The organism is Glaciibacter kafniensis, assembly GCF_039538945.1.
Lineage (GTDB): Bacteria > Actinomycetota > Actinomycetes > Actinomycetales > Microbacteriaceae > Cryobacterium > Cryobacterium kafniensis.
This window is the reverse complement of sequence record NZ_BAABCN010000002.1, coordinates 58,280-72,720: the sequence shown is the minus strand read 5'-3', so window position 1 is coordinate 72,720 and position 14,441 is coordinate 58,280. Positions and strand designations below refer to the sequence as shown.

The 14,441-nt window shown below is 64.3% G+C and carries 9 protein-coding genes, 1 tRNA gene and 2 pseudogenes; 4 read left to right on the top strand and 8 right to left on the bottom strand.

Going from position 1 to position 14,441, the window contains the following annotated elements:
• Nucleotides 1-20: 20 nt before the first annotated feature.
• Complete coding sequence (locus tag ABD791_RS00745; RefSeq protein WP_345061306.1) at nt 21-1,661, bottom strand: AMP-binding protein; 1,641 nt, start codon at nt 1,659-1,661, stop codon at nt 21-23.
• 202 nt (nt 1,662-1,863) lie between these two features.
• Between ABD791_RS00745 and ABD791_RS00740 the strand changes: the two genes are divergently transcribed.
• From ABD791_RS00740 to ABD791_RS00730, 3 genes are all read left to right on the top strand, one after another.
• Nucleotides 1,864-2,910 (top strand): enoyl-CoA hydratase/isomerase family protein, encoded by a 1,047-nt coding sequence (locus ABD791_RS00740; RefSeq protein ID WP_345061304.1) that lies wholly within the window; start codon nt 1,864-1,866, stop codon nt 2,908-2,910.
• Nucleotides 2,907-4,106, top strand: a complete 1,200-nt coding sequence (locus tag ABD791_RS00735; protein WP_345061302.1) for an acetyl-CoA C-acetyltransferase — start codon at nt 2,907-2,909, stop codon at nt 4,104-4,106. Before ABD791_RS00740 ends, ABD791_RS00735 begins: the two co-directional genes overlap by 4 nt.
• Before the next feature lie 488 nt (nt 4,107-4,594).
• Nucleotides 4,595-6,331, top strand: coding sequence for a CocE/NonD family hydrolase (locus tag ABD791_RS00730; RefSeq protein WP_345061300.1), 1,737 nt, complete (start codon nt 4,595-4,597; stop codon nt 6,329-6,331).
• Nucleotides 6,332-6,597: 266 nt separating this feature from the next.
• Here ABD791_RS00730 and ABD791_RS00725 read toward each other — a convergent pair whose 3' ends face one another.
• From ABD791_RS00725 to ABD791_RS00705, 5 genes and pseudogenes are all read right to left on the bottom strand, one after another.
• Nucleotides 6,598-7,596 carry an NADPH:quinone oxidoreductase family protein gene (locus tag ABD791_RS00725; protein WP_345061299.1) on the bottom strand — a complete coding sequence of 333 codons (999 nt, stop codon included), beginning with the start codon at nt 7,594-7,596 and terminating at the stop codon, nt 6,598-6,600.
• A 504-nt stretch (nt 7,597-8,100) separates the two neighbouring features.
• Nucleotides 8,101-9,196 (bottom strand): annotated as a pseudogene (gene mobF / locus ABD791_RS00720) (MobF family relaxase); the annotation flags it as partial.
• 486 nt (nt 9,197-9,682) lie between these two features.
• The gene (locus ABD791_RS00715) at nt 9,683-10,714 is read right to left on the bottom strand and encodes an NAD(P)-dependent alcohol dehydrogenase (RefSeq protein ID WP_345061297.1); all 1,032 of its coding nucleotides are present in this window, start codon (nt 10,712-10,714) and stop codon (nt 9,683-9,685) included.
• Between the two features lie 670 nt (nt 10,715-11,384).
• A tRNA-OTHER gene (locus ABD791_RS00710) sits at nt 11,385-11,450 on the bottom strand.
• 294 nt (nt 11,451-11,744) lie between these two features.
• A complete protein-coding gene (locus ABD791_RS00705; protein ID WP_345061295.1) occupies nt 11,745-12,221 on the bottom strand; it encodes an MFS transporter in 477 nt (158 codons plus the stop codon).
• Nucleotides 12,222-12,392: 171 nt separating this feature from the next.
• Between ABD791_RS00705 and istB the strand changes: the two are divergent.
• A pseudogene (gene istB / locus ABD791_RS00700) lies at nt 12,393-12,998 on the top strand (IS21-like element helper ATPase IstB); the annotation flags it as partial.
• Nucleotides 12,999-13,004: 6 nt separating this feature from the next.
• On the opposite strand, the gene ABD791_RS00695 reads toward istB, so the two are convergent.
• A complete protein-coding gene (locus tag ABD791_RS00695) occupies nt 13,005-13,397 on the bottom strand; it encodes a hypothetical protein (protein ID WP_345061291.1) in 393 nt (130 codons plus the stop codon).
• A gap of 387 nt (nt 13,398-13,784) precedes the next feature.
• Nucleotides 13,785-14,414, bottom strand: coding sequence for a GDSL-type esterase/lipase family protein (locus tag ABD791_RS00690; RefSeq protein ID WP_345061289.1), 630 nt, complete (start codon nt 14,412-14,414; stop codon nt 13,785-13,787).
• Nucleotides 14,415-14,441 lie beyond the last annotated feature (27 nt).

Genomic DNA, 14,441 nt, shown 5'->3' with positions numbered 1-14,441 from the left:
GACTCGCAGCACGGCGCCTGTCACGATGTCCCCTCGGCTTCCTTCTCGGCGCGGCGTTGCTCGCGCAGCAGGAAGCGTTGGATCTTGCCGCTGGGAGTTTTGGGCAGCTGGTCCACCACGTGCACGGCCCGCGGGTAGGCGTGCGCTGCGAACTGGGTCCGCACCAGCTGCTGGATCTGGCCAGTCAGTTCGGCAGAACCCGCGGCGTCCCCTCTCAGTACCACGTAGGCTTCCAGCACCTCGCCGCGGGCCTCGTCGGGGGCGCCGATCACGGCACACTCCGCGACCTGCGGGTGTTGGCTGATCACTGACTCGACCTCGAACGGGCCGATGCGGTAGCCGGCCATGAGGATGACGTCGTCGTCACGGGAGGAGAACCGGAACTCACCTTCAGTACCCACTGAGCCGAGATCACCGAGCAGGTAGTAGCGGCCGTTGCCGGTGAACCGAGTTTTCGTCTTGGCCCGCTCCTGGTAGCTCTGGAAGGTCATCATGGGGCTCTCCACGACATCAATGGCGATGCGACCCACTTCTCCCTGAGCCAATTCTCGCGGGCTGCTCTCGTCGAGCACCTTCGCACTCCACCCCGGCAGCGGCTGCCCCATCGAGCCCGCACGAACAGGCCGCGCGAAATCTGAGTGGTGGTGGTTGGCGAAGATCATGCCAACCTCAGTTTGTCCGAAGTGGTCGTGCACGGTCAGGCCCAATTCTCGCTCGGCCCAGTCGTTCACCTCGGGGGTCAGCGGCTCCCCCGCGCTTGAGAGCCTGCGCAGGTGCAGGCTGCTGCGGTCGCTCGGCGTTGCCGCCCGCAGCGCGCGGAACACCGTCGGAGCCGCCGTGTAGTTGGTGACCCCCAGTTGCTCAATCGTGCGCCACGTGGCTACGGCGTTGAAGGCCCCCACTTGGAGAATGGTTCCGGTCCCCGCCGCGAGCGGGGCCACAATTGCGGCGTAGAGGCCATATGCCCATCCCGGGTCGGCGCCGCACCAGTACACGTCCTCGGCGGTTACGCCGAGGCCGAACTGCAGATAGCTCTCCCAGCCCGCGGCATAGCGCAGCGGGTGAATCACACCCTTGGGGAGGCCCGTCGTGCCCGAGGTGAAGATGTGCACAATGGCGCCGTCACCTCCCTGCACGAACGGGGGGATATCAGCGGCGTCCGCGGCCTCGATCAGGGCGTCGTAACGGATGTCGCCGGCCCGGCCATCACCTCCGACAACCATCACTTGCCACGGTGCCGGCTGCTGCGCATCGCCGCCATCGAGCTTGGCGCGCTGCTCGGGGTCGACCACCACCAGGCGGGCGCCCGCGGTCCGCAGTCGGTAGTCGGCAGCCGGAGCGCCGAAAGCAGTGAACAAGGGTGCGTAGACCGCACCGATTCGCCAGATCCCGATCATCAATGTGATGAGCTCTGGTCCTTTGCGCAGCAGGCTCGCCACGCGATCGCCCGGACCGATGCCCAGTCCGAGCAGGCCATGGGCCACACGGTTGGAGTCCTGCCGCAGCTGGGCATACGTCACAGCGAACGCGGTGTCGCCGTCAACAATGGTGTAAGCAACGGTCTCAGGGGCGTGCCGGTCACAGAGCAGCCACGCCATGCTGGCGTCGGGCGCTCCGTACTCGGTCAAGATATTCTCGAGCCCTCGTGTTGCGTCTGTCATGCGATCACCTTTGATTGCGGTACAAAATACGATACGTTCGTACTCTACAACGATCTGCACGCTATCGCAATCGACGTGACACGAGTTGCTCTCGCGGAATTCAACGAGCACCGCCCGTGCACTATCGGGCGCCGATGCGCGCAACGGCCGGACACGGCAGTCCTCGCAACCGTAGCGCCCGACGAGAATGGAAATAGCCCGCATGAGCAAAGTGGAGTTCTCGCAGCTCGGTCACCTCGCGCTGATCACGTTGAATCGCCCGGACAAGCTCAACGCGGTCGACCACGACATGGTCACCGCGATCACCGCCGCTCTCGACGGGTGGGCCGATGACGACACCGTCGCCACCGTCGCCATTCGGGGCGCCGGCACACGCGGCCTCTGCGCCGGCGGCGACATCCTCGCCCTTCACCACCACATCAGCACGGGCCAGGCGGACGCGGCAACTGCATTTTGGCGGGATGAATACCACCTCAACGCCACAATTGCACGGTTCCCGAAACCGTACCTCTCGATCATGGACGGCATCGTCCTGGGCGGCGGAGTGGGCCTGTCCGCCCACGGCTCCCACCGCGTGGTGACGGAGCGCTCGCAGGTCGGCATGCCGGAGACAGCGATTGGTTTCGTTCCTGATGTCGGCGGAACGTGGCTACTCTCGCACGCGCCCGGCGAGCTGGGAACGTATCTCGCACTGACAGCAGAGTCGGTCGGCCCCGGGGATGCTCTCGCTCTCGGCCTCGCCGAGCACTTTGTGCCGTCCGGGCGAATCTTTGAGCTCCTGCACCGTGCTGCCCATTCCGACATTGAAGACGCCATCGCTGCCGTCGCCTCCGCTCCCCCCGCCGCACAGCTTCTGCCGCACCGCAAATGGATCGACCGCGCCTTCAACGCCGCTTCCATGCGGGAGCTCGAGGACAACCTCGGTCATGTCGGCACGAGTGCCGCCGACCGCGCATTGGCTCGAATCGCACGCAACTCCCCCACCGCGCTTGAGCTCACCCTCGCCGCTCTCCGACGAGCACGCGGCCTGAACTCTCTGGAAGAAGCCCTCGCTCAGGAGCTGCGCGTCTCCGTGCGGTGTTTCGCCCTCCCCGATTTCGCCGAGGGAATCCGCGCCCGCGTGATCGATCGCGACCGCACCCCGAACTGGGCAGACTCTTGCCCCAACCCCGCCTGGACCGAACCCTACTTTCAGCCCCTGCACCCCGCAGAGCTTCACACCATCAAAAACACGAGGAGTAACCAATGAGCACCTCCGTCATTGTCGCCGGCGCCCGCACCCCGATCGGCAGACTCCTCGGCGGGCTCTCCTCCGTCAGCGCTGCAGAGCTCGGCGGCCACGCAATCGCAGCCGCCCTGGAACGGGCCGGTGTGAGCGGCGCGGATATCGACTACGTGATCATGGGGCAAGTTCTCACGGCCGGCGCCGGGCAACTGCCGGCCCGCCAGGCCGCAGCAGCAGCCGGGATCCCCATGGATGTCCCGGCAACCACCATCAGCAAGGTGTGCTTGTCCGGCATCCAAGCCGTCATCCTTGCCGACCAGTTCATTCGTACCGGAGACGCCGACATCATCGTCGCAGGCGGACAGGAATCGATGAGCCGCGCCCCTCATCTCCTCTCGGCATCACGAGCAGGGACGAAATTCGGCCCCATCACGATGGCCGACCACATGGCCCTCGACGGCCTGGAGGATGCGTTCACCGGCGAAGCTATGGGCCTGTTGACCGAACGAAAGAATGACACCGACCCGATAAGTCGCATCGCCCAGGACGCCTTTGCCGCAGCCTCCCACGAACGCTCCAGCGCGGCTTGGGGCAACGGAGTGTTCGACAGCGAAGTCGTTCCGGTGACCATTCCGCAACGACGCGGCAATCCCATCGTCGTCTCCCGCGATGAAGGCATCCGGCCAGACACCACTGCCACCATCCTCGGCGCGTTGCCGCCTGCCTTCCGCCCAGACGGCACCGTGACAGCGGGCAATGCCTCACCCATCTCAGACGGCGCCTGCGCCATGGTCATCATGAGCCGTGAGGCAGCAGAAGCCCGCGGCCTGGCATGGCTCGCTGAAATCGGCGCCCACGGTATGGTTGCCGGCCCCGACTCCACCTTGCAAGCGCAACCCGGCAACGCCATCGCCCGAGCATGCGAACGCGAAGGCATCCGGCCCGACGAACTCGACCTGATCGAGGTCAATGAGGCCTTCGCCGCCGTCTGTCTGGCTTCTGCCGCGCAACTGGGGATCCCGCTCGACCGCGTGAACGTCAACGGCGGCGCGATAGCCATTGGTCACCCGATCGGCATGTCCGGTGCTCGCATCGTGCTCCACCTCGCACTGGAGTTGGCCAGGCGTGGGGGCGGCATCGGAGCCGCAGCTCTCTGTGGCGGCGGCGGACAAGGCGACGCCGTTATCGTGCGCGTGCCCCGCACGTCGCACTTCGCCTGAGAAGCGGCGAGACGCCGTGCCAACACAGCGTCCCAGATGAACGCACGGTCGCGCTCTTCGGCGTGAGCGACGGAGGTGGCGCGAATACGTCCGGTCACGTCGAATGTCTCGTGCAACGGCCCTGCTGAATACTGAGCATCATCGCGCGTGGCGAGAACACACCGTTCCACGCGCGCGGACACCGAGCGCCCGAGAGAGGAAGCTCGTGCAGTGTGCCGCGCGCCGCCCTGTCGCGCCGTAGTCGGAGGGGGCACTGCCTATTGCCAGAGGCGATGGAGGCCGCTACGCCCTGCGCAGGCGAACGACGCGAAGAATGCCACAGAGCGGGCGTTGCGGGAACGAATGTCGTGACGATACGATACAAGAGTTGTTCGTACCGCGATCCGTACTCCGTGAAATTAATGTCATGAGAGCTGGCGCGGGACGAGCCCGGACTGGGCGCCCTGTTACCTTCTTGGGGCAGGGCATGTTCTCAATGAGGAGACGATATGAAGCACGTGTATGAACCGAATGTAGCCATGCAGACTCGCGACGGCGTCACGCTGGTGGCGGACGTGTGGCGACCACTGGAGGGACAGGCGCCTACCCTGCTGGTCCGAACTCCGTACGACAGGCGGCAGACCTTGCATTTTGGCGGCTCCAACAGCACAGTTCCCTCGTTGATGCCGCTGGTCAACGCCGGATATGCGGTTGTTATGCAGGACGCGCGTGGGACCAGCATGTCGGAGGGGAGTTACGAGCCGAAGGCCAACGAGATCGCGGACGGCCAGGACACCATCGAATGGGTGCGCGAGCAGAGCTGGTCGGATGGAACCGTCGCCATGTATGGTTCCTCATACCTGGGAATGGTCCAGTGGGCCCTAGTGATAAGCGGAACGCCCGGGCTACGCGCAATCGCCCCCACCCAAGCAGCAACCGACTGGTACAGGAACCTGTGGTACTCGCAGGGCGGCGCAATGTCACTCAGCTTGGACACGTTCTGGAACGCGATGTCGTATGCGGGGCAGGAGCAGCGGAGTTTGGCGTTGGGCGCGAGCCAAGACCCGACCACTCTTATGCGGCTCGGCGGCGCACTTCTTGACCCACTGTCCCTCAACCATCCCACGCCCCTCGCCGATCTGCCTGTTCACGGCACAGGTCGTTGGTTTGACGACTGGATCGCCCACCCCGACTTCGACGAATACTGGCAGAGTCAGGACTGGTCAGGGCCAAAACACATGTCCAAGGTGAGCGTGCCGGTCCTTTCGATCGGCGGCTGGTACGACCTGAAAATCAACGGCACCGTCGAAGGCTTCATCGGCGTACGTACGCAGGGCGGCTCCGAAGAGGCCCGCACCAAGTCTCGGCTGCTCATCGGCCCGTGGGACCACATGAGTTCCACCGGCCGATTCCCCGACCGGTACTTCGGGGTACTCGGCGAAACCGACATCTCAGCCGAGCACATCGCCTTCTTCGACGAGCACCTCCGCGGTACGTCCCCGGCGACGCCTGCGCCGCGAGTGCGCATCTTCGTGATGGGCATCGACCAGTGGCGTGACGAGGCCGACTGGCCCCTCCCCGACACCCAGTACACCGACCACTACCTGGACAGCGCTGGTTCGGCAGCAACCCGCAACGGGGACGGATCGCTACAGCCCAGCGCCCCCGCGGCGGATTCGCTCGACGAATTCACCTACGACCCCCGCAATCCCGTCCCCACGGCCGGCGGCGCACTGCTGCCCGCAGAACCGGGGCTGATCGGACCCGTCGACCAGTCCGTCGTTGACGGCCGCGACGACATCCTCTGCTACACGTCTCCCGTACTTGAGGATCCCCTCGAGGTTACCGGCCACGTCGAGCTGAAAGTATTCGTATCCTCCAGCGCCGTGGACACGGACATCACCGCGAAACTGGTCGACGTCTTCCCCGACGGCCGAGCCATCAACCTCTGCGACGGGATGTTGCGCCTGCGCTACCGCGACGGCCTCTCCAGCCCCACGCCACTCACCCCCGGTGAGGTCTACGAGGTCACAGTGAGGATGGGCGTCACCTCGAACGTCTTCCTGCCCGGGCATCGTCTGCGTCTGGACATCTCGAGCAGCAACTTCCCCCGATTCGACCGCAATACGAACACTGGTGGCTTCATCGCGCGCGAGTCCATCGACGACGCGGTCGAAGCCACTAACCGTGTACACCACGGTCCGGCGCACCCCAGCCGGCTCATCCTCCCGATCATCGAATGCTGAACCGACCGGCGGAGTGTTCGTGATTCGGCCGTGACAGCCTAGAACCGCCCTGATCAACCTCCCTCCTGAAGGTTGATCAGGGCGGCTTTTGCGTTGCCGGGAACCGCTGACCCAGCGCCTGCCCCACGGGGAACTATCAACGTGCTGCGGGCACAACCCGCGACGCAATCGCGCGGTCCTGCGATCGCCACGGCATCGGGCCGAGCGAGCTCAACGAAATCGAGGTCGCTGAAGCCGTCGCGGCGCCCCGCTGCCGGACCGGAAACCTAGGCCGGACGCCGCACGGCCAACACGATCTTTCCCCGAGCGCGCCGCTCATCGAGGGCCGCCACCGCCTCGGGCGCGTGCTCGAACGCCATCACCTCGCTGATCACCGGCTCAACAGCCCCGGCCCCGATATGGGCAGACAGACGCTCCCATTGATCAGGGAGTGAGACGCTGGACACAGGCATGAGACCTTCCCAGGCCACCCCAATGATGCTGGTATTGGTCAGCAGCAGCCGGTTCACACGGACGGTGGGGATGCTTCCTCCTGTAAACCCGAGCACGAGCAGCCGGCCGCGTGTAGACAAGGCTCGAAGCGAGTCGGTGAACCGCTCGCCGCCAACCGGGTCACACACCATGTCGACACCGCGACCTTCGGTCAGTCGTCGGGTTTCGGTCAGGAAGTCGTATGGGGAAATTGTCGCGTCAGCACCCACCCGGCGGGCGAGTTCTGCCTTCTCCGGCGTTGACACGACCGCAATCACATTGGCTCCGAGCAACTTCGCCTGCTGCGTGAGGGCAATACCAAGCCCGCCTGCTGCGCCGTGAATGAGCACCGTCTCCCCTCCCCGGAGCTTTCCGCGCTCGCCGAGTGCAAACTCCGCAGTGAGCACATTGATCGGCATGCCCGCGGCCGTCACGAAGTCGACCTCATCCGGCAGGGGCAGAACTCGGTCGGCCGGGGCCACAACATACTCGGCAAAGGCGCCTGAAGCCGTCACACCGAGCACCCGTTGCCCAGGGCGGAATCCCGAATCCGCGTCTGCGTCGACGACGACACCGGCAAACTCACATCCGATAGTGAAGGGCAGCGGAACACGCAACTGGTACTCACCACGAGACTGCAGAACGTCCGGGTAAGCCACCCCGGCAGCGTGCACTTCGACGAGCACTTCGCCGGCTACCCGATGTGGGAGAGCCACCTTTTCTACCGCTAGCAGCCGAGGGCCACCATGCGTGGTGTTGCGCACCGCGAACATCTTTGACTTCAGCTCAATCACTGGGGCTCCTCCCAACCTCTGGCATCACACTGGTGTCCTGCTTTCGTCGAGCGCCACGCCAACGGGCCCAACAGATTTCAACCTGCGCCCGCGCAGCGCTGAAGAAGCCCGTGAAGCAGCCACGCCAGCCCGGCGTCGGACTCGCCGTAGACCGCTCAAGCGGAACGTGACACTCGGTCACACAAAAACCCCTCGATTCGGTACGAAATTCGGTACATTCGTATCCTACGGGAGTTTCTTGTTTGCGACCTCTCTCGTGACTTCGGTTACAGCGTCTCTCAATGCTTCGCTTACAGGATGTGCCAGCACTTCGGTGACGGGCCGGGCGTCGACTCGGCGGCTTAGTCCAAGTGCCCGGTATGTATGAGCGCCCGATAGTCCGTCCCGAAGAGCCCGAAGTCCAGAAGACCCCGCCTCGCCCGCTGCACGCCCGGCCCCGTAGGGCAGGAAGACCCTCGCGGTTACAAGCTCGCCCGTCCCGTTCGGCGCCTGCCCGCCGGGCACGCGCCGCAGCGAGGCAGGATCGTTGTTCGTGACGGTGCGCGCCCACTGTGTTGCATCCTGACCGAGCAAGTTGCTCGCCCGCTCACGCCATCCGGCCGTCAAGTCGGCAAGCGACCTGACCTCTTTCTCCGGACGGGTCGTGAGCCTCGCCTGCTGACGCAGCCGGATGATCGTGGCGTTCGAGGGTTGTCGCCCGTGCCCCGCGGCCCATTCCTCGACGAGGCGGTGAGCCTGAATGTCAATGCGCCGAGACCGGCTGGAGAACACAGCGACGATCTCCTCCGGCACCGTCGAGATCGCCCACGACGGATTGCGAACACCGCCTCGTGCAGCTCGGACAACGCGACGACGGCCGCGTGCATCGGACGCCCGTCAAGCGAACGCCACTTCTCATCGAACGTGGTGCGCACCTTGTTACTGATGACGACGTGCGTGTGCAAGTGGGGGTCGCCGGCACGGGAGTCGTAATGATCAAAGGCCGTGGTGATCAACCCGGTGACATCGACCTGGGCAACGGCGCCGTCGCGTCCAGTTGAACCCGTCCGGGTGGCTGCAACCTCCCGCTCCATGAACGCAACCATCTCCGCAACCGCGGCGTGGTGGGCGTCGGCGATGAGCGACTGAGAGCCCGCGTCGGCGACCGCCCAAAGCACCGAAGCGGATTTCGGGATGGAGAACGTGAAGTCGAAACCGGCAACCGCTCGGCGGGTGCCGCGGTCTTTCTCTTCAACTTCGATAGCAGCGGATGCCTCGGCCCGCTCGATTACACCGAGACCGCGGTCGAGTTTGTCGACGCGCTCCGCCCCCGCTGGGCAACAGCGGTGTAGGCCGGGTACGCCCTCCCAAGCGGTTCACCGGTGATGGGATCGCGGCCCATCCCGACGAGAAGCTGAAGCTGCGCCTCCGAGACATGATCTCCGACGACGATCTGACCGTCGCCGAGCGACCTCACACCGCTCCCCAACCATCGTCCCGGCGGCGTGCCCGCCTCGGCGTAGTACCTCGTCGATGGAGTCGACAGCGATCTCTCGCCATCGCCGGCCGCGACAGTCCGCAGCAGATACTTGTAGCCGTTGCCCGCACTCATCACCCGCATCGAAACCGTCACCCGTGGGATCACCTCTGAAGAGGAGGTGCGCCGCCGGGCCCGGCCGCGTCAGATGCGATCAGCCCGGGGGCGCCCTCGATCTGCAAGAAGCGTGGGACTGCTGAATGAGGAAACGGAAGCGCTCAAGTAGGTCACTCCAAGCGGCCAAGGCTGTCGATCATCCGCGACCGCTTCGCTCCGGAATTCGTTAGGTCGTGAGTACAGCGGTGCGTCCTGCACGTCCGCACGATTGTGGTGCCCGCACGGCAACGACCCTGGAGAAAGGAGCGTTGAGCGGACGCGCTTGGAGGCGATCTGGCGCCGGCCGCGGTACTGGGCTTTGTACCGCAAGGGGACCCCTGAGCGCGGCGATCCGCCCCGATCTCGGGATGCCATACCAGCTCCGCAGCGTCGCGAACCGAGACGCGGAACGGATCGCTGCCATCGCGCCGCTTAAAACTGGCGTGATGGCAGCCATCCGCTACGCAGGCCGGGTCAGAGGATCAACACGGCGCGTTCCGGGATTTTGTGGCTGGCCAGGTCTGCCAGCGCCTGGTTCACGTCCTCCAGGTCGAAGTGAGTGGTGTTGACGTTGATCCCGTTCTCTCGGGCCAGCCGGATCACTTCTGCGAAGTCTTCTCGGGTGCCGAGCGTGCTAGTGCTCAGTTGTACCTCTTGTTGGGTGCTTCCGTAGGCGAATGGCAGCGACCCGCCATTGATGCCCACTAATGTCACTCGTCCGCGCGGTATCACGACGTTCGCCGCGAGTGTCAACGTGTCGTCGATTCCGACGAAATCGAGGACCGCCGTCACGCCGAGCTTGTCCGTCGTCACCTCGCGGATCTTGTCGGCGATGTCTTCCTCTGTCGAATCGAAGGCGTGGTCGGCACCGATCACGAGCGCGTTGGCGCGCTTGCTCTCTTCGATGTCGAGTGCGATCACCTTCGTCGGTGTCAGGGCCTTGAAGTACTTGATGGCGAACTGTCCCAACCCGCCGGCCCCGATCACGATGACGCTGGTGTCCGCGTTGGTCAGGAGCGGCAGGATCTTCGAGACTGCGCCGAAGGACGTCAGGCCCGCATCGGTCAACGGTGCGGCGACGATCGGATCGAGGTCGCCGAGCGGGATCAGGTAGTCGGCGTGCGGAATGAGCATGAAATCAGCCCAACCGCCATCGATGACCACGCCGGGGAACTGGATGTTCGGGCACAGATGCTCGTACCCACTCCGGCACACCACACACGTCCGGTCGCCCCAGCCGGGCCAGACGCCGACCGCGTCACCGATCTCAAAGCCGGTCACGCCTTCGCCCAGTGCATGCACGTAACCGGTGATCTCATGACCGAGAATGAGGGGAAAGTGCCGGACCGGGGGCATACCCGGAATCTGCGCCTGGATCGCGAGGTCGGAATGGCAAACGCCGACCGCGGCGACCTTGATCAGCACTTGTCCGGCGCTTGCGGTGGGCTCAGGAACGTCCACGATACGGATCGGGTCACCGGCTTTATCCAGTTGCGCAGCTCTCATACCTCGATGCTACGCCCCGGCGCCCGAAAGAAAGCTCTCGGCGAACCCGCCATCGCCCGAGTCCGACGCCGCGACTACGAATGGCACGACCCTTACACAGATACCTGCCCCGAGGGTGTTCTCCGACCCGACAAAGTGAAACCCACGCCATCCGACGAGACCGGCGGGCCACCCGTCCGAACCTAACCGCTCAGCGGTTCACCAACACCGCCCGAGAGGGCAAAACCCCAGGCGCACCGAAGACATCGGTGCGCCTGAAAGTCGTTAACGAGCAGGAAAACGATCCGCGAATCTGCCCGGAAGACAATGCCGAGCTCCAAAACCCACAAAACCGTCCGACAAAACAAAAATCGCTCCTGATTCTCATCAGGAGCGATTTCTTTGAGGCAGTTTCACGAACAGTTTCGAGAACGGCCCTTTGGTCGGGCTGACAGGATTTGAACCTGCGACCCCCTGGAGGATCCGGGCATTTGCCGGTCCTTACCGATCGTTTCAGGAACTCGCGGATTCCCTACTGTTGGCAGGGAACCAAGCGGTTCGCTGCCTCAGATTCTACCCGATCGGTTCCGGTTCACTGTGGTTGATTGTGATGGGTAAACGGTGGGCGCGAAGGCGCCAAATTGAATCCGGGTGCCGCAGCGCCTCTGCAGACCCCGCTCTCGGCCGTGAGTAGGGCGGACGGGACTTGAACCCGTGACCGGCGGACTCCATCCGCGCCTCCCCCACGAGTCGCCCCACCTCGAGTGACCTCGAGTAATCTAGACCTGACTGGGGATTTCTTGCATGATGTTCCCTCATCATATCGAGACTCCTCGACTCACCTCGGGTGAGCTGGAGTGAATAAACGTTGAATAAACGTGCGCGCATCAAGTCTCGTTCCGGGCCGCCGTCAGGGTCTTGCCAGATGGTACGCGTGCCCATCTGATGCTTGTCAAGCAGTGAGGCGCCGCTCGGCTTGATAGAGCGTGCCATCGCGGATCAGACCTGATGTCCGCCCAAGCGGGCGCCCACCTGAAAGCCACGCGTGCGGTCAACGCACCGAGTGCACCTTGGTCACGATGATGGCGCCGCCCACGACCACGAGCGACCCCGTGATCAGGTAGAGCGCGGTGTAATTGGTGGCGCTCGCGGAGCCGATCGCGAGAATGAGCGGAGCGAGCATCGGCGCAATGGCGCTGGGGATCTTCTGCGAGGATGCAGTGATAGCCATGAAACGTCCGTACTGTGTCTCGCGATGCGGCAGCACGTCCAGAACCATCGCCTGGTTCACGGCGAGGAACATCGCCACGCCGAGCGAGGACAGCGCGGCTCCGCACAGTAGAACCGGGAAGGCCTCGGCGAAGGCCATCAGCGCGGCCCCACCGGCAAAGAGCAGGGCGGCGCCGAGGATGAACGGCCGCCGACGCCCCAGCCTGTCTGACCAGCTCCCACCGACGAGCGCGCCTAGGGTCGAGGCCCCAATGCCGAGCACCGAGACGATGGCGATGATCGGCGCAATGTCCCGCACCGGAATCGCCAGGCGATGAGCATCAAAGAAGGTTCCGTACGAGTAGTTCAGCTTTTGTAGCGATTGAATTAATGAAATTCGATCTGGGGCTGACCTTGTCTAAAATCCTCGCCCAACAGGGTGAGGATTTTCGTGTTTCTGGGACACGACGCTAATGCGCGTAGCGTTCACGACGCCGCCTCCGGAATCGACCAGTCTCTGCTCGCCGAGCTCGGCACCTGCCGCTACCTCGAGACCTCGACAAACGTGCTCCTGATCGGGCCGCCCGGAGTAGGCAAAACACACATCGCGACCGGCCTCGGTCACGCCGCCGTGACGGCCCGTTACCGCACCTACTTCACCTCTGCCGCTGACCTCGCCGCCCGCTGCCACCGCGCCGCGATCGAGGGCAAGTGGGGCACGATGATGCGGTTCTTCGCCGGTCCGACGCTGCTCGTGATCGACGAACTCGGCTACCTGCCACTGCCCACCGAGGCCGCGTCGGCACTGTTCCAAGTCATCAACCAGCGCTACCTGAAAACGTCGATCGTGATCACCACGAACCGGCCCGTTGGCGCCTGGGGCGAGATCCTCGGCGACACCACCGTCGCTGCCGCGATGCTCGACCGGCTCCTGCACCGATCCGTTGTCGTCACCCTCGACGGCGCCTCCTACCGGCTCCGCAACCACGCCGCCGCATCCGTCGAGCTACGCCGCGTGACAACCGGCACAAACTTCCGCTGGTCTAACCCCGCGACCCGGGGAGCTTCGATGAGCAGGACTGGGGAATTTCGCTGAGCGCCGTCAGCCGGCCTCCTTGCGCAGCATCCGGCGGTACTCGGCAGTGTCAAGCGCAGGAACGTACTGCAGCAGTCGGGCGAGGTTCTCGAACTTGCCGACCCCGCTGGCGGTCATCAGAACGCGAATGTCTGTGCGGGCTGCCAGGTGCGTCACTAGCGAGGTGGCGCGCATGCGGTTCGTCTGGGGACGCGGCCGCTGCGGGGAGAGCACGCTGTTGGCGACAAAGGTGTTGACGAGGTTCCTGCCCTTGCGGGCCCTGCTCCGGCTCCCGAACACCCGGTCTTCGGGTTCGAGCGTGCCGATGGCGTGCAGGAGGTCGTCCTCCCAGCGGCCGAGCAGTGGCACCTGCCGGGCGTTGTCGCCGCGCACGGTGACGAGAGTCCCGTCTGCGTCCATTGTTGTGTCGCCACGGCGGAGCTCGCAGACCTCGCTCGCCCAAAGACCGGCACCGGCGCAGAGCTTGAGCAGCACGGCGGCGTTGCGCGAACGGGTGGGAGTGTTCTGACCACGGGCCCAGAACTGGAGGTGCCCCAGCTCGGCCTCGGAGTGCTGTTCCGAACGCTTAACGAGTTAGGTATCACCGTGACGCTGGCGTATCCGACCGGTGATGGCAACACGAACGATGACGATGCTTGATCTCTACCTGCACGATCGTCGAATTGGGTGCGAAGGAATGCCCGAGCTAAGCATCGGGTCACGATCGATCGGGAACCTGGATACTAGGGTGACGAGCTTGCTGCGGCGTCTGCTCGAGGCGCGGGCGACGCTTCTGTCGCACTGTCTCTAGCCGGATATATTTTCTTCGCGGCGGACTATCAAGGGTGAGAGCACGGACACCCAGGCCTCGTAACCTGCACCGTTCAGATGCAAGTTGTCGCGCGTGAACTGCTCTAGTAGTCCACCTCGGTTATCGCTAAGCGTTGGCCAGAGGTCCAAGAACGTTGCGCCTGCATCGTCGGCAAGTTCTCTATACGACGCGTTCAGGGCGCGGATGCGAGATGCGTAACGAGCGTGCCTGGGCATGACACTCTGCAGCACGAGGTCAGTCGCTGTGGTGTGGCCGACTATTCGGTCAACTATCCGACTGACGTTTTGGAGGACCGTCTCGCGCCCGACACCGAGCCCTAGATCGTTGGTTCCAATTAGCAGGAAGACCTTCGACGGGTCCCCGCGAAGCGCAACCTCCAGTCGATTGAGCACCCCAGCGCTTGTGTCGCTGCCGATCCCTCTGTTGAGCACCTGTTGTTTCGGGAACCATTCCTGCCATGCTCCTCCCTCGGTGATGCTGTCACCAAGGAAGAGGATGTGGCCGCCGCGGGGGTGAAGTAGCTCAAACTGTGACTCCTTCATCTGTCGACCCGGGAGCATCAGGCTCTTCTCGACAAGTCTTGCCAACGGATTCATCTGGATCATTTCTACTGATTAGGGTCGGGAATCTTT